Below are 19,593 nucleotides of genomic sequence, written 5' to 3'. Positions count from 1 at the left end.
GAACCGAGCCTTCGAATCTTTCTGATGGAGCTGCCGCAAGGCGGTTCCTACACTGCCTGCATGCTGCATCACAAACGGTGAGAGCGTATTCGGACCCACTCGAAGGCAAGGAGACAGAATATGGCGATTGTCGTGCCGGGATTGACCCGTTTGCCGGTGTGCGCGGCGATGCTGGGGCTGTGGATGGCAGTGTCGTCGCCGGCCACCGCCCATGCCCAGGTCCCTGCCGGCGTCTATCCCTCCAGGCCGGTGACCATGGTGGTGGCTTTCCCTCCGGGGGGCATGACGGACATCGTCAGCCGTGCCCTTGCCAAAGAGCTTTCGCAAAGCCTTGGACAGGCTTTCATCATCGAAAACCGGGCTGGCGTGGCAGGGCAGGTGGGCACGGAATATGTCGCCAAGCAGCCGCCTGACGGCCACACCCTGCTGGTCGGTGCAACCGGCTACGTGATCGCGCCAGCGATGAAGAAGGTGGCCTACGACCCGCTCAAAAGCCTGGAGCCCGTGGCCGTGCTGGCCAAGGCGCCCAACCTCATCGTGGTCCATCCGGGTGTGCCTGCGAAGAATCTCGCCGAGTTTCTCGACTGGGCCAAGACCCAGGACAGTATTCCCTTCGGCACGGCGGGGGCCGCCGGTTCCACGCATTTGGGCGGCGAGTGGCTGCGTAAGCTGACGGGCTATCGGTTCACCCACGTGCCCTACAAAGGGGCGGCGCCGGCAACGAACGACGCGGTGGCGGGCCAGATTCCGATGGCCGTGCAGGACTCCATGAGCGTGTCGGCCTTCATCACATCCGCACGCCTGCGGCCCATTGCCAACATGTCCGCCGAACGCAGCCGGCTGTTCCCTGAACTGCCCACGCTGCGGGAAGCCGGTTTCAAGGATTTCGATGTGTACACCTGGCTGGGGCTGTATGCACCCGCAGGTACGCCGGGCCCGGTGCTGGCCTTGCTCAATCGCGAAGCCAACCGGATCATGAATTCTCCGGAAATGACAGAGCGCCTGCGCCAGCAATACAGCGAGCCGATGGGCGTGATGGACCTGGCCCGCACGCGTGCCTTCGTTGCTGCGGAAGTGGCCAAATGGAAGCGCGTCGTGGTTGACACGGGCGTGAGCGCACAGGAGTGATGGGCATGGCTGATACCGATACGCCGCAGGCCGCTGCGGCAAAGGCTTGCGACCAGCGCTACTTCGAAGCCCTGGCGCAGGGGCGGTTCGAGATTCCGCATTGCAGGGATTGCGCCAGGTTCCACTTCTATCCCCGCGTGCTGTGTCCCGCATGCGGTTCGCAGAACCTGCAATGGCTGGCTCCATCGGGAAAGGGGTGCGTGTACTCCGTCACCATCGTGCGCCGTGGAGACGGCGACTACACGGTGGTGCTGGTAGACCTGCAGGAGGGGCCCCGGCTGATGAGCCGTGTGGTGGGCACGGCCGTGGAGCGGGTCCATATCGGCATGTGCGTTCAGGCAAGAATCGACTCGGTCGATGGCATGCCCTTGCTGGTCTTTGTTCCCTCTGCGGAGTCGTCATGAGTGGCGCGAGCACAAGAGGGTCCCTGGCTGTTTTGGGCACGGGGCTGGCTGGCCTGGGCCATGCCGCTGGTGCCAGCGAGCAGGAAATCACTGCTCAGGCCGCCTGCATGGCGATAGAGCGCAGCGGCCTGCGCAAGGGCGACATCGATGGAATCATGACTTGCAGCCTGACATCGCCCTGGTGGGTGATGCGCATGGCCGAGTACCTTGGCATACGCCCCCGGTTTTCGGACAGCACCATGTTTGGCGGATCGGCCTTCATCGCCGACCTGAAGATCGCCCAGATGGCCATTGATGCCGGGGAGTGCGAGAACCTGCTCATCTGCTATGGCGCCACCCCCCGCAGTGCGCCCAGCAGTTCACGCATCAACCAGATGCGCGCCGAGCTCGATCCCCAGTCCTACGAACATCCCTACAAGGCCTTCAATCCCGTCTCCAGCTATGCGCTGGCGGCTGCCCGCCACATGTACGAATACGGGACCACGCGCGAACAATTGGCGCAGGTGGCGGTGGCCGCGCGCCAATGGGCCCAGTTGAATCCGGATGCGTTCTCTCGCAAGCCCCTCGCCGTGGAGGACGTGATCAACGCCAGGATGATTTCCGACCCTTTCACGGCGCTGGACTGCTGCCTGGTCACGGATGGTGCGGGTGCCATTGTCGTCACGTCCTCGCGGCGCGCGCAATCGCTGCATGCCAGGCCCATCTACGTGCTGGGCAGTGGATTTGCGCACTGGCACCGCCAGATCTCCTGCATGCAGGACCTGACCGTTACGCCTGCCGTGGATTCAGGGCGCAAGGCCTTTGCGCAGGCGGGGCTGGGTCCGGCGGACATCGACGTGGTCCAGTTGTATGACGCCTTCACCATCAACCCCATCCTGTTCCTGGAGGACCTGGGCTTTTGCCGCAAGGGCGAGGGCGGTGCCTTCATTGAAGGCGGCCGCATAGCGCCGGGCGGTGATTTTCCGATGAACACCAACGGTGGTGGCCTGTCCTGCATCCACCCGGGCATGTACAGCATCTTCCTGATCATCGAGGCCGTGGCCCAGTTGCGCGGAGAGTCCGGGGCACGCCAGGTGCACGGCGCCGAGGTGGCACTGGTCCATGGCAACGGCGGCGTGCTTTCCAGCCAGGCTACGGCCATTCTTTCCTCGTCGCTGTAGTGCAAGTCCGTTCATTCGCGAAAAAGGAGGCAGGCTTGAATTCTCTTGCAAAGCAATCCATGCAGTTGACTGCAACCGTGGGCTACGAGGAACGCGACGGCATTGCGCTGATCCTGCTGGATAGCCCTCCTGTCAATGGACTGGGCGACAGCGTCAGGCTTGGTATTGCCCGGGGGCTGGCGCATGCCGGATACAGGGCTGGCGTCAAGGCGATCGTGTTGCTGGGCGCCGGAAAGCTGTTTTGTGCCGGTGCCGACATCCGCCAGTTCAATACACCAGCCGCCACCGCCACGCCCCTGTTGCGCGAGGTTAACCAGAGCACCGAGCGCCTGGCCAAGCCGGTGGTGGCCTGCATCCACGGGGTCGCTCTGGGCGGTGGCTTGGAACTGGCCCTGGCCTGCCACTATCGCATCGCTTGTCGCTCGGCCAGACTGGGGTTGCCGGAAGTGAATCTGGGTCTGGTCCCCGGCGGTGGCGGCACGCAGCGGCTGCCGCGCCTGATTGGCGCGCCGGCCGCTCTGGAATTCGTTGTATCGGGGAAACCCGTGGAGGCATCGCAGGCGTTGACGTGGGGCCTGGTTGACGAAGTGTTCGATGGTGACCCTGTGCAGGCCGCCATCCGCTTTGCGCTGTCCATGGCAGGGCGTGAGGTGTTGCCGGTCCTGGCGAACCGTTCGCCGGCCGCGACCGAAGGTCTGGATTTCAATGCGCTGCAACAGGCCGTTCCTGCAAGGGCGCGCAACGCACTGGCGCAGCGCGCGGCCATCGCTTGTGTCCAGGCAGCGACCTGCCTGGAATTCGAGGCCGGGCTGGACAGGGAGCGTGCGCTGTTCGAAGAGCTGGTGGCGGGAGAGCCTTCCAAGGCGCTGCGCCACCTGTTCTTTGCCGAGAAAGAGGCGGCGAAGCTGCCCGGATCGGTGCCCACCGTTCTGGCCTTGCGCAGTGTGGGCATCCTGGGCGCAGGCACCATGGGTGGCGGCATCGCGATGGCCCTGGCCAACGCAGGCTACGACGTGGTGCTGTGCGAGCGCGAACAGAAGGCGCTGGATCGCGGGCTGGCATTGGTGCGCCGCAACTACGATATATCCGCAGCCAAGGGGGCGTTCTCCCCGCAGGAGGTTCAGGAGCGCATGCTCCGCATACGGCCAACGCTGGACATGCGCGCATTTGCCGACGTGGATCTCGTGATCGAGGCGGTTTTCGAGGACATGGCCGTCAAGCGTGCGGTCTTCGGGCAACTCGACGCCATCTGCAAGCCGGGAGCCATCCTGGCCAGCAATACCTCCCGGCTGGACATCAACGAAATCGCCGCAGCGACGGGCCGTGCGCAGGACGTCATAGGTCTGCACTTTTTCAGTCCGGCCAATGTCATGAAGCTGCTGGAGATCGTGCGGGGTGCTCGGACTTCGCAGGAGGTGGTTGCCCGTTGCCTGAAGCTGGCAATTTCGATGGGCAAAACGCCGGTGCAGGTTGGCGTCTGCGAAGGTTTTGTCGGAAACCGGATGCTCACGGGTTATTGGCGGGAGGCAGGTTTTCTGCTGGAGGAGGGAGCGACACCCGCACAGGTGGATATGGCACTGCGCAACTTCGGGTTCGCAATGGGCCCCCTGGCCATGGCGGACCTGGCCGGCATGGACATCAACTGGGCTGCACGCAGGCGCCTGGCACCCACCAGGCCCGCGCATCTGCGCTATTCCAAGGTGGCGGACCGTCTCTGCGAACTGGGCCGTTTTGGCCAGAAGACGGGGGCAGGCTACTACCGCTACGAGCCTGGCAGCCGTGTGCCGCTTTCCGACCCTGCCGTAGAGGCCGTGGTGGCGCATTGCGCGCAAGAGGCCGGCATCATTCGCCGCCAGATCGAAGAGGAAGAAATCGTCGAGCGCTGCATCCTGGCCCTGGTCAACGAGGGCGCACGCATCGTGGAGGAAGGGGTGGCGCAACGCGCCTCGGATGTGGATGTGGTGTACGTCAATGGCTATGGCTTTCCGGCATGGCGCGGAGGTCCCATGTTTCACGCCCGGTCGATGGGCTGGGCCTTGGTGCTGGAGAAACTGCGCGCCCTGCATGCCCGGCACGGCGAGCATTGGGCGCCAGCGCACTGGATAGAGCAGCAGGCATCCTGATTCCTCCGTCAGAGGCTGAAATGTCGCGCAATAGCCGGCTGGCCACCGCCCAGTGCCGGCATTGCTCAATGCGTGGCCTCAAACGGAGAGGACACGCTGTAGTCGGCTCCCCTCAAGCCGCCACGGCCCGGCTCCCGAACGCCATCGCCCGCAACTTGCCCAGCAGCGGCCACGCCAGCATCAGCAGGGCCAGCGTGGTGATGGTGCTCGACAGGCCGTTGTGCCAGAAGATGCCCGGCGCGCCCTGGCTGGACAGCATGCTCAGGTGGAAGGCGTCTTCCATGCGGTCGCCCAGCACGATGGCCAGGACCATGGGCGCCAGCGGATAGTCCAGCTTCTTGAAGACATAGCCGACCACGCCGAAGACCAGCATGAGCCAGATGTCGGTGGCGTTGCCGTGCACGTTGAAGGCGCCGACGGCAGGTTACGAGGATCATGGGCGCGACGATGGAAAACGGCACGCGCACGATGGCGGCGGGACAGGCCGGGGGCCTGGGCTTCGGTGGCGGGGCGGGACTCGGTGGCCGCTATGGTTGGCTGGATTGGGGCCGTGGCATGGGAAATGGGCGGGGAAAGGTGGATTGCGGTGTCCATGGCGCGGCTCCCCGCCTGGCGGCGGCGGCCACGCTGGCCGTCATGACGCCGGCCTTTGCATCCCGGCGGGCTGGCGACCGGCCTGTCCGTGGAGCTTGCAGGGCGGGCCAGGCGCCTGCCGGGCGCACGCGCTATCCTGCTCCAAGCACTACAGGCTTTTCAGCAGGTGCCTACGGCCTGCGGGCGTGGCTGCCCGCACCATGGTGGCGATCAGACACACCAACCAGGGACAAACAATGGCCAACGCAGCGATCAGGCTGCAGATCCAGGTGGATCTTGCTTATGACATCCGCGATCCGGCCGGGGCCGATTTCGTGTTCAACATCCATGCGGCCCACACCTCGCACCAGACGGTGGAGAACGAGCGTCTGGTGCTCAGCCAGCCCGTGGAGCCCGACATTGCCACCGAGCCCGCCACCTCCACCCGCTTCATGCGCCTGCATGCCAACCCAGGCCCCCTGCACCTGACCTACACGGCCACCGTCTGCATCGCGCACCACCGCGAGGATCCGGCGGCGCTGGGCGAGGTTCCGGTGCGCTGCATCCCGCTGGAGGTCCTGCCGTACATCTACCCCAGCCGCTATTGCCAGTCCGACCGGCTGATGCAGCTGGCCTTCCGCAATTTCGGCCAACTGGCGCCCGGCTATTCGCGCGTGCTGGCCATACAGCAGTGGGTGCAGGAGCTGGTGACCTTCGCTTCGGCCACCAGCAACTCGTCCACCTCGGCCGTCGATACCCTGGTGGAGCAGGTGGGCGTGTGCCGCGATTTCACGCACCTGATGATCGCCCTGTGCCGTGCGCTGAACATTCCCGCCCGCATCGCCACCGGCACGGACTACGGTGCCGACCCTGCGCTGGGCCCGCCCGATTTCCATGCCTACGTGGAAGCCTACCTGGGCGACAGGTGGTATCTGTTCGATGCATCGGGCACGGCCATCCCCATGGGCTTCATGCGCTTTGGCACGGGCCGTGACGCGGCCGACGTGGCCTTTGCCACCATCTTCGGCAACGTGGTGGCCATGGCCCCCATGATCCAGACACAGGCCCTGGAAGACGAGCACAGCCAGCTGCCCCGTCTGTGCAGCGAGGCGCTGTCGACCACCGCGCCTTCGCCCGCCGTGCTGTCGGGCTGCGCATCGTTTGGCAGCACGGCGGACCGAAGGAGCTTCAGGCAGCTGCCTGCCTGAGTTGCCTGCGCTGTGAAAGGCGCGCGGCGGCGGCTCTCAGAAGCGGTGCGTTCCCGTCACCGCAAAGGTGCGCCGCTGGCCGTAGAAACAGTCGCCGCGTGCCAGGCACTGCGTGATCTGCACCTTGTCGGTCAGGTTGACCACGTTGAAGGCCAGGCGCCATGGGCCGGCGTCATAGGACACCATGGCATCCAGCAGGGTGGCAGAGGGCGTGTCCACCAGGCTGGTGCCCGTCCACTGCGAGCCCGTATAGCGCACGCCCGCGCCCAGGCTCCAGCCGCCACGTCCTTCGCTGGCAAAGCGGTGGGTCAGCCAGGCCGACGCCGTGTGGCGCGGCACGCTGGTCACGCGCTGGCCCTGGTCGCCGCCATTGCTGCGCGAAATGACGGCGTCGGTGTACGCATAGGCGAGCGTGGCGTCCCAGTGGCGGGCCAGGCTGGCGGTGAGCTCGGCCTCGAAGCCGTTGACCTTGACCTCGCCGATCTGCAGGCTATTGAGCGGGTTGGCCGGGTCGGTGGTCTTGCGGTTCTTCTCGCGCAGCGTGTAGACGGCGGCAAAGGCCGACAGGCCCTGGCCCGGTGGCTGCCATTTCACGCCGGCTTCCCATTGCTCGCCGCGCTGGGCCTTGTAGGGCGTGCCGTAGACATCCACGCCGCCCAGCGGCTGGAAGGACTCGGAGTAGCCCAGGTAGGGCGCCCAGCCACCGTCCATCTGGTAGGTGGCGCCTGCGCGCCTGGTCCAGGCCTTTTCGTCCACGGCGGAGGCGGGCCGGCCTTCGGTATCGGTCTGGGCGCTGTCGTGGCGCAGGCCCAGGGTGGCGGTCCAGCGGCCCCACTTGATCTGGTCCTGGGCGTAGAAGCCCAATTGCTTTTGCGACACGCCCGGCTGGCGCACCAGCTGCGAGGCCGTGGGCGGTGTGAAATTGCCGTAGACGGGGTTGTAGACGTCAAACGGCGCGGTCAGGCCGCGCCAGGTGGACTGGCTGGTGCTGTTGCGCTGCGCATCCATGCCGGCCAGCACGGTGTGCTCGGCCGTGCCCCAGCGCAGCCGGCCTTCGAGCTGCGTGTCGATCACCAGCATGCGGCCGCCGTTGACCTGCCAGGAGGCATCGCGGTAGACGCTGCGGTTGTCGGGGTTGAAGACCGGGCGCGCAGGGCGGCCCTGGCCGGGGATGGCGGTGAAGCTGGTGTAGATGGAGCGGTAGTCCACGTCGCTGATGGTGCGGCGCAGGTTCTGGCGCACGGTCCAGTCGGCGTTCAGGCGGTGGCTGAACAGGTAGCCCCAGGATTTGTTCTCTGTGTCGAACGAGTCCCAGCCGGGCTCGCCGATGAAGGTGCTGGTGGGAATCTGGCCGTAGGGGTTGGGCAGGCGCGTGCCCTGCCAGGGGAAGAAGCCGATCAGCGAGCCGCTCTTGTCCTTCTGGTAGAGCGCCTGCAGCGTGAGCGAGGTATCGGCGCTGGGCCGCCAGGTCAGGCTGGGCGCGATGACCAGGCGGTCGTCGTTCACATGGTCCACCTGGGTGCCGCTTTCCCGGCCCACGGCCACCAGGCGGTACAGCCACTGGCCGTCTTCGGTGACGGGGCCGGTCAGGTCGGTGGCGATCTGCTTGCGCCCGTAGCTGCCCATCTGCACCTGCACCTCGCGCAGCGCCTCGGCCTGGGGGCGCTTGCTGGTCAGGTTGAGCACGCCGCCCACGCTGCCCTGGCCGTAGAGCACGGAAGAGGGTCCGCGCAGGAACTCCACGCGCTCCAGCGTGTAGGGGTCGGGGCGGCTGGTGTTGTAGGTGCCGTAGGTGCGCAGCAGACCGTCCTGGTACTGGCTCACGCTGCCGCCGCGTGCCGAGAAGCTGTCCACGCGGCTGTCAAAGTAGTTGGACACCACGCCCGCGCTGTAGGCCGTGGTCTGGCGCAGCGTCTGCACGCCCTGCGCCTCGAACTGGTCGCGCGTGACCACGCTGATGGCCTGGGGCGTCTCGATCAGCGGCGTGTCGGTCTTGGTGGCCGAGATGGCGCGCTTTGCGGTGAAGCCCACCACGGGGCCGGTGGGATTTTCCTTCTCGGTGCCTGCGTTCACGGTGACCGGGGCGAGCGTGGCCTCGGGAACATTTTCAGGCTGGGCCTGCGCGTGGGCTGCGCCGCACAGGGCAAGCAGGGCGGCATGCGCAACTGCCGTGCGCGAGAGTCTTTGGATAAGCATGGTCAATGGTCGAGAGCTGGGAAACCTGTGCCGTGGGGCGTGCTCTGGGTGCGTCGGCGCTGCTGCCGGCCAGGGGCCAGCAGCGCAGCCTGTCATGGCGGGTGCGGATTCTAGAATGACAATGAGAATGATTTCTTTTTCTTTTCATTTGTATGTAGCATGCAACGCATCAGTAGCATTTTGATAGCGAAAAAGCATGTCTTGAAGAGATCTGCGAGTCGATGTGCAGGGCGGTGCGATACGCGTGCGGTCTTGCTTGCGGGAAGTCCGCGCAGCGTGTTAGCCCCTTTCACGCCGGGGCGCCAACGGCCCCGGTCGCCTCAGGCCTGGGCGGCCTGCAAGGGGTTGCTTGGGTGTGAAACGGCCTCGGGCCACAGCCGCCCGGCCGCCGCATGCAACTCTTGCACCAGCTGCCGCGTATCCGCCTTGCCCGTGGCGTGCAGCGCTTCGGCCACGATCAGCGCATTGACCGTGGATTCGCGCACTGCCGAGTGGCCGCTTTGGCGGTTGCACCAGCGCCGGGCGTGGGCGCGGCCAGCGGTGTCGGCAAAGATGATTTCGCCGGGCTCGGGATACTCGATCTCGCCCGAGAAGGTCTCGTAGACCTCGCTGCCGGTTGCGGAGCGCACCTGCAGGCAGCCGCTGATGCGGTCCAGGTCGAAGACGGCCACGGGAATGGCAAAGGCCACCGAGGCCGCATTGCACAGGTCCACCAGCGGATGCAGGCCCGGCAGATCTCCTTCCTTGCGCAAGCGGCGCAGCAGGGCCTCGGCGGCGCAGCGGTATTGCGTGGGCTTGAGGCCCATCCTGGCAAAGCCGCGCCGCCAGGCCTGAATGGATGGCATCTCGCTTTCCGGGGTGCAGGCCAGGTTCTGCCTGGCCTGTGCCATGAAGGGGGCGATCACGGCGTGTGCGGGCACGTCGGGTGACAGGCCCCGCAGCAGCAAGGTCTGCGAGGCCAGTTCAGGAAAGTCGCGGGGGATGGAGGGTGCGTAGGAGAACTGCAAGATCAGGCCTTGTGAGTGGAGAGGGGATGTGATCTCCATCCTCGCCAAGCCGGTTTGCGTGGTCTTGAAGGAAATTGCAGCGCGTCACGCAGCGCAGGCCTTGGCTGCCCTGGCGTAGAAGCCGGGTGCCATGCCGAAGCTGCGCACGAACAGGCGCGTCATATGGCTCTGGTCGGCAAAGCCGCTGTGCGCGGCGGCCTCGGCCAGCGGCATGCCGCTGGCGATGAGCCCGCGTGCCCGGTGCAGGCGCCGCTGCAGCAGATAGGCATGCGGAGTCATTCCCGTGGCGCGCGCAAAGGCACGCAGGAACTGGTAGCGGCTCAGGCCGGCCTCCCGGGCCAGGGTTGCCAGGGTCAGCGGCGCACCGGGGTCGTCGTCCATACGGGCGCGGGCCAGGGTGATGGGTGCCGGTGCGCGCGGCGCCGGGGCAGGCCGCTGCAGCATGCCGCCCAGCAGTTGCAGCAGTGCTTCGTCCAGGTCCAGGGCGTCAGTTGCCTCGCCGCTGCCGGTCATCCTCCGGTACAGGGTTTGAAAGAGCGCGGCCATGCGCGGGTCGCGCACGGCGGGCTGGCGGAACTCGAAGCCGGCCGCCGGCCCGGCGCCATCCATGTCCGCCATGAGCGCAGCCACTACCGTGGGCTCCAGGTAGAGCATGCGCCATGCGCGACCGCCATCGCCCAGGGGCATGCCGTCATGCAACTCGCCGGGGTTGACCATGATGAGGTCGCCGGCCTCGGCCTCGTAGAGGCCTCGCCCGCTGGCGGACTTCTGCGCGCCACGCTCGATCAGGCCGATCCCGTACTGCTCGTGGGTGTGTCGTCCAAAGTGCCGCGCCGTGTCTGCGGCCACGGCCTCCACGCCTGCGGTGCGGCAGCGCAGCCAGCTGAAATGCCCATCCGTGCTCGAAACCATGCCGCAGCCTTTCCTACCCAACCTGGCGCACCAGCGTGATCGCCAGGCCTGCCAGCCCCGCGCCTACCACCACGGGGATCACGCCGACCTTCCAGCGCAGCAGCGCGGCTGCGGCAGCCAGGCCCAGCAGTGCGGACGGCCAGTCGAAGTGTCCATCCAGGCCCCGGGGCCACAGCACGTGCCAGGCAAAGAACACGGCCAGGTTGGCGATGACGCCCACCACGGCGGCCGTGATGCCCGTCAGCGGCGCGGTGAAGCCCAGCCTGCCATGGGTGGACTCGATGAAGGGGCCGCCCAGCAGGATGAAGGCGAAGGACGGCAAAAAAGTGAAGAAGGTCACGACCAGGGCGGCGGCGGCGCCGGCCGGCAGCAGCGCATCGGGGCCGAACACCTGCGTGCTCCAGCCGCCCAGGAAGCCCACGAAGGACACCACCATGATCAGCGGCCCCGGCGTGGTCTCGCCCAGGGCCAGCCCGTCCATCATCTGCGTGGCCGTGAGCCAGTGGTAGTGGTCCACGGCGCCCTGGTAGAGGTAGGGCAGCACGGCGTAGGCGCCGCCAAAGGTCAGCAGCGCCGCCTTGGTGAAGAACCAGCCCATCTGGGTGAGCGCGCCCTGCCAGCCGAAGGCGGCGGCCAGCAGGCCCAGCGCCAGCGCCCACAGCCCCAGGCTGGTCGCCAGCACCTGGCTGAAAAAGCGCCAGCTGAACCGTGCATGGGCCGGTGCGGGCGTGTCATCGTCGATGACGGCCGGGCCGTGGCTGCCGCCGCGCGGGCCGTGCCCGCCCGCAGGGGCGAAGTGGCGCGGCGCCAGCCTGCCCCCCAGGTAGCCCAGTGCGCCGGCCGCCAGCACGATCAGCGGAAAAGGCAGCTTCAACGCGAAGATGGCCACGAAGGCCGCTGCAGCAATGCCCCACAGCCAGCCGTTGCGCAAGGTACGCGAGCCCACGCGCCAGGCCGCATGCACCACCAGCGCCGTCACGGCCGGCTTGATGCCATAGAAGATGCCGGCAATGGCCGGCACATGGCCGAAGGCCACATAGATCCAGGACAGGGCGATGAGCAGCAGCAGCGAGGGCAGCACGAACAGCCCGCCGGCCACGATGCCGCCCCATGTGCGGTGCAGCAGCCAGCCGATATAGGTGGCCAGCTGCTGCGCCTCGGGGCCGGGCAGCAGCATGCAGTAGTTGAGCGCATGCAGGAAGCGACCCTCCGAGATCCAGCGCCGCCGCTCCACCAGGTCCTCATGCATGATGGCGATCTGCCCGGCCGGCCCGCCAAAGCTGATGCAGCCCAGCTTCAGCCAGTAGCGCAGGGCTTCGGCGCGGGTGGGCGGGAGGGGGGCAGCGGGTGCATCAAGCGAACTGGGAGGCATGCCGCAAATGTCTCATACGGCAGCCGCCGCCGACGCCTGCAGGCACCTGTACCGCATCCGTACCGCAACTGCACCGCACCCGCGCTGCGCAGACGCTACATCTGCCGGGCGGCCTGCTTGACCAGCACCGGCTCGGCGCGGTAGCTGCCCGGGAACAGCTGCTTGAGCTGCTCCACCTTGGGCAGGTCGTTGATGACGATGTAGGGATGGCGCGGGTTCTCGGTCATGAAGTCCTGGTGGTAGTTCTCGGCCGGGAAGAAACTGGGCTTGTCTTCCAGCCGGGTGACGATGGGCTTGCCGAAGACCTTGGCGGCGTCCAGCTGGGCCACGTAGGCCTGGGCGGTCTTGAGCTGGGCCGCGTCGGTGGCGAAGATGGCCGAACGGTACTGCGTGCCCGTGTCCGGCCCCTGGCGGTTGAGCTGGGTCGGGTCATGGGCCACGGAAAAGTAGATCTGCAGCAGCTGGCCGTAGCTGACCTGGGCCGGGTCATAGGTGACCTCGACCGACTCCGCATGCCCGGTGCGGCCGCTGCTCACCGCCGAATACGAGGCCTGGGCCGCCGTGCCGCCGCTGTAGCCCGAGACGGCGCGCTGCACGCCCTTGACATGCTGGAACACGCCCTGCACGCCCCAGAAGCAGCCGCCCGCAAAGATGGCCTTTTGCGGGCCCTGGCCCGTGGCGGGCGCATCCTGCGCGGGTGGTGGAATGCGCACGGCCTGCTCGGCCGCCTGCAGGTGGCTGCCCTGCCACAGCAGGGTGCCGCCCAGCAGCACGGCGCTGCCGGTCAGCAGTTGGAGAAGGCCGCGGCGGCGGGGTGCGGTGGCGAGGGTGGAATCGTTGGTCATGGTGTCTCTCCGGTGAAAGTGAAGTGGCCAGGGATCAGCCAAAGGTGAAGGCATAGGCGGAGATGCCGGGATCCAGAAATTCGATGCTGAAGGTGCGCTCGGCCGCGCCGCCGTCCTGGCGCACCAGCTGGTACAGGCGCTGCTCGGTCACGCTGCCGCTGCCGTCGGCGGCCACGTCCATGCCGCGCGAGGCGCCGGGCGCCTTGCCGTCGATCAGCACCTTGAAGCGCACGGGCTTGCCATCGCTGCCGGGGCCCAGCACCAGGTGCAGGTCGCGTGCCTGGAAGCGGTAGGTGATGCGGCCGGTGGCGCCGTCCAGCGTGGCGCTTTCCGGGCCCACCGTCCATTGGCCGCTCAGGCCCCAGGCGTTCAGCGGCAGGCGCTCGGGCGTGGCATAGGCGGTGGCCTGGTTGTGCACGGCGGCAGGCGTGGCGGCAAATTGCTCGGCGCGCTCATAGCCCAGGTAGGTCTCGTGCGAGCGCACGGCTGCCATGTCGGCGGCCTGCTGCACGCCCTTGGCCTGCACGTCGATCAGGCCCTGGTCCACCTGCTTCGATCCGGCTTCCTGCAGCAGTTGCTGGATCACGCGCTCGGACTCGGCATAGCCGCCCTCGCCAAAGTGGTGGTGCCGGATGCGGCCCTGGGCGTCGATGAAGTAGTGCGCCGGCCAGTACTGGTTGTTGAAGGCGCGCCAGATCTTGTAGCCGTTGTCCACGGCCACGGGGTAGCCGATGCCCAGGTCCTTGATGGCCTTTTCCACGTTGGACAGCTTGCGCTCGAAGGCGAACTCCGGCGCATGCACGCCCACCACCACCAGGCCCTGGTCGCGGTACTTCTCGGCCCAGGCCTTCACATAGGGCAGGGTGCGCAGGCAGTTGATGCAGGAATAGGTCCAGAAATCCACCAGCACCACCTTGCCGCGCAGTTGTTCGGCCGTCAGCGGCGTGGAGTTGAGCCAGTCGGTGGCGCCGTCCAGCGCAGGGGCCAGCCCTTCGTCCGGCAGGGCGGCGCGGGACGGGCCGCCGGCCATGCGCATGGCGCCGCCTGCGGCCATCATGGCCGGGCCAGCACCCTCACCCCTGTCCACGGCGGCCATCATTGCGGGACCGGCCTGCATGGCCATGGCGCCACCCTCGGGCCTGCCGCCCAGGCGGTCCACCAGCCTTTGCTCCAGGCCGCCGGTGGAGGCCGTGGACACTTGCGCCAGCACGCCCGTGTCCAGCCCCAGCGCAATCGCGCCCACACCGGCCAGCATGGCAGCGCCCAGCCCGCGCCGCACCCATTCGCCCGCGCCCAGCATGCGCTTGAGCGCCGCAAACACCTTGCCGCCCAGCAGCAGGGCCGCCGCCATGGAGGTGGCCGCACCGGCCGCATAGGCCAGCAGCAGCAGGCTGGAGGTGGTGTTGGCGCCCTGCAGTGCAGCGCCCGTGAGGATCAGGCCCAGGATGGGGCCCGCGCAGGGCGCCCACAGCAGGCCCGTGGCCACGCCCAGCAGCAGCGAGGCGCCGGGGCGGGCGCCGCCGTCCGTGCCCTGGGCACGCTCGGAAAGGCGCGAGCCCGCCGCCACCAGCGGCCGCGTCAGCCGTTCGGACAGGCCGGGCCACAGCAGGGTCAGCGCAAACACGGCGACCAGGCCCAGGGCCAGCCAGCGGCCGTATTCATTGGCGGCCACCACCCAGCCGCCGCCCACGGCGGCCAGCGAGGCCACCAGGGCAAAGGTCAGCGCCATGCCCGCCAGCAGCGGCAGGCCGCTTTTGGCGAAGGGCTGGTCGGCGCGTGCAAAGACGAAGGGCAGCACGGGCAGGATGCAGGGGCTGACGATGGTCAGCACCCCGCCCAGATAGGCCAGGACGATCAGCAGCATGGCGTGGCTCCCGGGGTCAGGCGGGCTGGGGCGTGAACGTCAGGGACAGCCCGTTCATGCAGTAGCGCAGGCCCGTGGGCTTGGGGCCGTCGTCGAAGACATGGCCCAGGTGGCCGCCGCAGCGGCGGCAATGCACTTCGGTGCGCAGCATGCCGTAGGCGCGGTCCTGGCGCGTGGCCACGGCCTTGTCCAGCGGCTGCCAGAAGCTGGGCCAGCCCGTGCCGCTGTCGAACTTTGTCTTGGACGAGAACAGCGGCAGGGCGCAGCCCGCGCAGGCAAAGGTGCCGGCGCGGTGCTCCTTGTTCAGGGGGCTGGTGCCGGCGCGCTCCGTGCCTTCCTTGCGCAGGATCTGGTACTGCTCGGGCGTGAGCCGGGCACGCCACTCGGCGTCGCTGTAGCTCACCTCGAAGATTTCGCTGGAGGCGGCAGCCGGTGCGCTGCGCGGGAACAGGCTGGCCGCCAGCACGGCGGTGGTGCCGGCGCCTGCAGCCCACAGAAGATGGCGTCTGGTGGTCATGGTGTGCTCCTGAAGGTTCTTTGCGTCTGAAAACGATGCGATGCCAGTCAGGTTAGGGCGGTGGCCTCCCGAAGTCTTCACGCAGAGTTCAAAGATTCGTGATAACTCCCGGCCCCGGTATTGCGCACAATGGCAGCCACTCCCGCCACTTCCAGGAAACCGCATCCGATGACCGCCACGCGCCGCGTACTTCTCGTCGAGGACGACGCCCATATCGCCGACCTGCTCACGCTGCACCTGCGCGACGAAGGCCTGGAAGTCATGCACTGCGCGCGTGGCGACGACGGCCTGCGCCAGCTCGAACGCGGCGGCTGGGACGCGCTGGTGCTGGACATCATGCTGCCCGGCGTGGACGGCCTGGAGATCTGCCGCCGCGCCCGCGCCATGGCGCGCTACACGCCCATCATCATCATCAGCGCGCGCTCCAGCGAGGTGCAGCGCATCCTGGGCCTGGAGATCGGCGCCGACGACTACCTGGCCAAGCCGTTTTCCGTGCTGGAGCTGGTGGCGCGCGTCAAGGCGCTGCTGCGCCGCGTGGAGGCGCTGGCCCAGAATGCCCGGCTGGAGTCCGGCAGCCTGACCATCGCCGGCCTGGCCATGGACCCCGTGGCGCGCGATGCCCGGCTTCATGGTGCCCGGCTGGACCTGACCCCGCGCGAGTTCGACCTGCTGTATTTTTTTGCGCGCCAGCCCGGCAAGGTGTTCTCGCGCATGGACCTGCTCAACGCCGTCTGGGGCTACCAGCACGAAGGCTACGAGCACACCGTCAACACCCATATCAACCGCCTGCGCGCCAAGATCGAGGCCGACCCGGCCCAGCCCGCGCGCATCCTCACCGTCTGGGGGCGCGGCTACAAGTTCGCCGAAGCGGGTGAGGGCGCATGACCATGAAGCTGCGCCTGACACTGACCCAGCGCCTGTCCCTGGTCTTTGCCGTGCTGCTGCTGGTGTGCAGCGGCACCTCGGCCTGGATGCAGCTGCGCGCCAGCCGCATGCACGAGCTGGAAGTGGTGCAGGGCCTGTCGCGCGACGTGGCCGAAAGCATTGCGCGCGATGCCCAGCTGACCGACGCCAACGGCCTCATGCCCGGCGCCGTGCGCAGCTTCTTCAACCAGCTCATGCTGGTCAACCCCAGCGTGGAGGTCTACCTGCTGGACGCTGACGGCCGCATTGCCGGCCATGCCGCCCCCGATGGCCGCGTGCGCCGCGAGCGCGTGGACCTGGCGCCCGTGCACCGGCTGCTGGAAGGCGGCACCCTGCCCATCCTGGGCGACGACCCGCGCAGCGTCGAAGGCCGCAAGGTCTTCAGCGCGGCGCCGCTGCGCGTCAACGGAAAGGACGTGGGCTTCATCTATGTGGTGCTGCAGGGCGAGGCGCATGACCAGCTGGTGGCGCAGGGCTCGGCCAACTCGGTGCTCAGCACGGCGCTGTGGTCCATCGGCATGGTGGCGCTGCTGTGCCTGGTGGCGGGCCTGGTGGCCTTTGCGCTGATCACGCGGCCGCTGCGCCGGCTCACCGAAGAGGTGGCCGGTTTCGACATCCATGGCGCGCCCCCGGACCTGCCGGCCCCCCAGCCCGGCGCCGCACAGGACAGCCGTGACGAGATCGCCGTGCTGGACTCGGCCTACCGCCGCATGGTGGCGCGCATCGGCGAGCAGTGGCGGGCGCTCACGCGCCAGGACCAGGAGCGGCGCGAACTCATCGCCAACGTCTCGCACGACCTGCGCACGCCGCTGTCGTCCCTGCACGGCTACCTGGAAACGCTGCTGCTCAAGGACGCGGTGCTCGACGCCACCGAGCGCCGCCGCTACCTGGGCATTGCCCTGGCCCAGAGCCAGAAGGTGGGCGAGCTGGCGCAAAGCCTGTTCGAACTGGCGCGCCTGGAATACGGCTTTGTCCAGCCCGAGCCGGAGCCGTTTTCCATGCCCGACCTGGTGCAGGACGTGTTCCAGAAATTCGAGCTGCGTGCCGAAGCGCGCCAGGTGGCGCTGCGGGCCGACTTCCCGCCCCGCCTGCCCGTCGTCCAGGCCGACCTGGGCATGATCGAGCGCGTGCTGGGCAACCTGCTGGACAACGCGCTGCGCCACACGCCCGGCGGCGGCAGCATCCAGGTGGCGCTGGCGGCAGCGGGCAACGCGGTCGAAGTCACCGTGGCCGACACCGGCCCCGGCATCTCGGCCGATCTGCGCGAAGGCCTGTTCGAGCGCCCCTTCACCGTTGGCGGCGCCCGCCGCGGCGGCGGCCTGGGCCTGCGCATCGTCCACCGCATGCTGGAGCTGCACGGCTGCCGCATCGAACTGGTGGACCAGCCGGGGCAGGGGGCGAGCTTCCGGTTCGCGCTGCCTGCTGCCGTGCAGGCAACGGGCGCTGGCGCGCGGCCGCGCCAGGGCTGAGGCGGGTCGTGGGTTACCCTTGGGCACAGCGCGCCCTTGAAGGCGCGGCATGCACAAGATCGTCAACTCGTTCCGAGGACCCACGCCATGTCAACGTCTGCCTCTCCCGTTCATCGCCTGCCTGCATGGGTGCCGCTGCGCTACACCACGTTCTGCCTGAGCCTGGTCGGCAGCGCGGGGCTGCTGTTGGCGGCGCTGGCGTGGGGCGGGCTGTGGTGGTGGCTGGGCTTCGGCGTGTGCGCCGCGCTGGCGCTGCTGGGGGTGAGGGACATGACCCAGGTGCACCATTCGGTGCTGCGCAACTACCCCATCATCGGCCACCTGCGGTTTCTGCTGGAGTTCATCCGGCCCGAGATGCGCCAGTACTTCATCGAGTCCGACCACGAGGCGCTGCCGTTCTCGCGCGCCCAGCGCTCCCTGGTCTACCAGCGCGCCAAGGGCGACCCGGACAGCCGGCCGCTGGGCACGCAGCTCAATGTCACGGCCCAGGGCTATGAATGGGTGAACCATTCCATGCAGCCGACCAAACTGGCCTCGCATGACTTCCGCATCACCATCGGCTGCACCGATGAAGGCACCTCGCCCTGCACCCAGCCCTACAGCGCCAGCATCTTCAACATCTCGGCCATGAGCTTCGGCGCGCTGTCGGCCAATGCCATCCTGGCGCTGAACAAGGGCGCGAAGATGGGCGGCTTTGCGCACGACACGGGCGAGGGCTCCATCAGCCAGCACCACCGCGTGCATGGCGGCGACCTGATCTGGGAAGTGGCCTCGGGCTACTTCGGTTGCCGCAATGACGATGGCACGTTCAACGAAGAGAAATTCATCGCCAACGCCACCGACCCGCAGGTCAAGCTCATCGAGATCAAGCTCAGCCAGGGCGCCAAGCCCGGCCACGGTGGCATGCTGCTGGGCGCCAAGGTCACCCCCGAGATCGCCGCCGCGCGCGGCGTGCCCGTGGGCGTGGACTGCATCAGCCCGTCCAGCCACAGCGCCTTCAGGACACCCGTGGAGATGATGCACTTCATCGCCCGGCTGCGCGAGAAGTCGGGCGGCAAGCCCACGGGCTTCAAGTTCTGCGTGGGCCATCCCTGGGAGTGGTTCGCCATCGTCAAGGCCATGCAGGAGACGGGCATCACGCCGGACTTCATCGTGGTCGATGGCGCCGAGGGCGGCACGGGCGCGGCGCCGGTGGAGTTCACCGACCATGTGGGCGTGCCGCTGCAGGAAGGGCTGCTGCTGGTGCACAACACGCTGATCGGCGTGGGCCTGCGCCACCGCATCAAGATCGGCGCGGCGGGCAAGGTGATCACGGCCTTCGACATCGCGCGCATGATGGCGCTGGGCGCCGACTGGTGCAACGCCGGGCGCGGCTTCATGATGGCCCTGGGCTGCATACAGGCGCAGAACTGCCATACCGGCCACTGCCCCACGGGCGTGGCCACGCAGGACGCGGCACGCCAGAAGGCCCTGGTCGTGCCCGACAAGGCCACGCGCGTGGCCAACTTCCACGACAAGACCCTGCATGCGCTGCTGGAGCTGGTGCAGGCGGCGGGCCTGGAGCACCCTTGCGACATCACGGCCCACCATATTGTTCGGCGCATCTCCGACACCGAGGTGCGCCAGCTCGCCAACCTGGTCCTGCGCGTGGAGCCCGGCGCGCTGCTGGGGCCGCTGGACAAGCAGCACAGCGTGTTCAAGCTCTACTGGCCGGGCGCCAGCGCCGACACCTTCCAGTTCGCGCCGCCCACGCTCAAGCCTTCGGCACCGCAGGCCAAGGCGCAGGCGGCAACCCAGGCTGCATAGAGACGCCGCGCAGAGACAGGCGCCACAGAACACAGCCGACTACAGGCTTTAACAACCCTCGGGGATAATGTGCCCCGAGAACTTG

Annotated in this window: 15 protein-coding genes and 1 pseudogene; 8 read left to right on the top strand and 8 right to left on the bottom strand. The window is 67.9% G+C overall.

Features of this window, described 5'->3' with window-relative positions; all coding sequences use genetic code 11:
* Positions 1-120 precede the first annotated feature (120 nt).
* The 4 genes from ACFPFG_RS04620 to ACFPFG_RS04605 are packed head-to-tail and all read left to right on the top strand — an operon-like array spanning position 121 to position 4,815.
* Positions 121-1,128: a tripartite tricarboxylate transporter substrate binding protein gene (locus ACFPFG_RS04620; protein WP_380105294.1), complete on the top strand. Its 1,008-nt coding sequence runs from the start codon at positions 121-123 to the stop codon at positions 1,126-1,128.
* 5 nt (positions 1,129-1,133) lie between these two features.
* Entirely contained in the window at positions 1,134-1,532 is a 399-nt protein-coding gene (locus ACFPFG_RS04615; RefSeq protein WP_380105292.1) for a Zn-ribbon domain-containing OB-fold protein, read from the top strand.
* Positions 1,529-2,692 (top strand): thiolase, encoded by a 1,164-nt coding sequence (locus ACFPFG_RS04610; protein ID WP_380105290.1) that lies wholly within the window; start codon positions 1,529-1,531, stop codon positions 2,690-2,692. The genes ACFPFG_RS04615 and ACFPFG_RS04610 overlap by 4 nt, the downstream gene beginning before the upstream one ends.
* A 59-nt stretch (positions 2,693-2,751) precedes the next feature.
* Entirely contained in the window at positions 2,752-4,815 is a 2,064-nt protein-coding gene (locus tag ACFPFG_RS04605) for a 3-hydroxyacyl-CoA dehydrogenase NAD-binding domain-containing protein (RefSeq protein WP_380110231.1), read from the top strand.
* A gap of 112 nt (positions 4,816-4,927) precedes the next feature.
* On the opposite strand, the pseudogene ACFPFG_RS04600 reads toward ACFPFG_RS04605, so the two are convergent.
* Positions 4,928-5,291, bottom strand: a pseudogene (locus tag ACFPFG_RS04600) (tripartite tricarboxylate transporter permease); the annotation flags it as partial.
* Between the two features lie 354 nt (positions 5,292-5,645).
* Between ACFPFG_RS04600 and ACFPFG_RS04595 the strand changes: the two are divergent.
* Positions 5,646-6,596, top strand: a complete 951-nt coding sequence (locus ACFPFG_RS04595; RefSeq protein WP_013802957.1) for a transglutaminase-like domain-containing protein — start codon at positions 5,646-5,648, stop codon at positions 6,594-6,596.
* 36 nt (positions 6,597-6,632) lie between these two features.
* Here the strand turns inward: ACFPFG_RS04595 and ACFPFG_RS04590 are convergent, their stop codons facing one another.
* The 7 genes from ACFPFG_RS04590 to msrB all read right to left on the bottom strand — a co-directional run bounded on the left by ACFPFG_RS04590 (position 6,633) and on the right by msrB (position 15,309).
* A complete protein-coding gene (locus tag ACFPFG_RS04590; protein ID WP_380105288.1) occupies positions 6,633-8,792 on the bottom strand; it encodes a TonB-dependent siderophore receptor in 2,160 nt (719 codons plus the stop codon).
* Between the two features lie 320 nt (positions 8,793-9,112).
* Positions 9,113-9,799: a B3/B4 domain-containing protein gene (locus tag ACFPFG_RS04585; RefSeq protein WP_380105286.1), complete on the bottom strand. Its 687-nt coding sequence runs from the start codon at positions 9,797-9,799 to the stop codon at positions 9,113-9,115.
* An 84-nt stretch (positions 9,800-9,883) separates the two neighbouring features.
* Positions 9,884-10,711, bottom strand: a complete 828-nt coding sequence (locus tag ACFPFG_RS04580) for an AraC family transcriptional regulator (RefSeq protein WP_380105284.1) — start codon at positions 10,709-10,711, stop codon at positions 9,884-9,886.
* Between the two features lie 13 nt (positions 10,712-10,724).
* Positions 10,725-12,083 (bottom strand): chromate efflux transporter, encoded by a 1,359-nt coding sequence (chrA, locus tag ACFPFG_RS04575; RefSeq protein WP_312378597.1) that lies wholly within the window; start codon positions 12,081-12,083, stop codon positions 10,725-10,727.
* A 95-nt stretch (positions 12,084-12,178) separates the two neighbouring features.
* The gene (msrA, locus tag ACFPFG_RS04570; RefSeq protein WP_312378595.1) at positions 12,179-12,928 is read right to left on the bottom strand and encodes a peptide-methionine (S)-S-oxide reductase MsrA; all 750 of its coding nucleotides are present in this window, start codon (positions 12,926-12,928) and stop codon (positions 12,179-12,181) included.
* Between the two features lie 34 nt (positions 12,929-12,962).
* On the bottom strand, positions 12,963-14,792 hold the full coding sequence (locus tag ACFPFG_RS04565; protein WP_374618110.1) for a cytochrome c biogenesis protein DipZ: 1,830 nt from the start codon (positions 14,790-14,792) through the stop codon (positions 12,963-12,965).
* 16 nt (positions 14,793-14,808) lie between these two features.
* Positions 14,809-15,309, bottom strand: a complete 501-nt coding sequence (msrB, locus tag ACFPFG_RS04560) for a peptide-methionine (R)-S-oxide reductase MsrB (protein WP_183019290.1) — start codon at positions 15,307-15,309, stop codon at positions 14,809-14,811.
* Between the two features lie 168 nt (positions 15,310-15,477).
* Between msrB and ACFPFG_RS04555 the strand changes: the two genes are divergently transcribed.
* The 3 genes from ACFPFG_RS04555 (at position 15,478) to ACFPFG_RS04545 (ending at position 19,508) form a co-directional block, all read left to right on the top strand.
* Complete coding sequence (locus ACFPFG_RS04555) at positions 15,478-16,194, top strand: response regulator transcription factor (RefSeq protein ID WP_012204915.1); 717 nt, start codon at positions 15,478-15,480, stop codon at positions 16,192-16,194.
* A 2-nt stretch (positions 16,195-16,196) separates the two neighbouring features.
* On the top strand, positions 16,197-17,702 hold the full coding sequence (locus ACFPFG_RS04550; protein WP_183019363.1) for a sensor histidine kinase: 1,506 nt from the start codon (positions 16,197-16,199) through the stop codon (positions 17,700-17,702).
* A gap of 87 nt (positions 17,703-17,789) precedes the next feature.
* The gene (locus tag ACFPFG_RS04545; RefSeq protein WP_374618111.1) at positions 17,790-19,508 is read left to right on the top strand and encodes an FMN-binding glutamate synthase family protein; all 1,719 of its coding nucleotides are present in this window, start codon (positions 17,790-17,792) and stop codon (positions 19,506-19,508) included.
* Positions 19,509-19,593: the final 85 nt, after the last annotated feature.

Origin of the sequence: Delftia deserti (assembly GCF_042653485.1) — a bacterium.
Classification (GTDB): Bacteria; Pseudomonadota; Gammaproteobacteria; order Burkholderiales; family Burkholderiaceae_C; genus Comamonas; species Comamonas acidovorans.
This window is presented reverse-complemented; position numbering and strand designations above follow the sequence as displayed.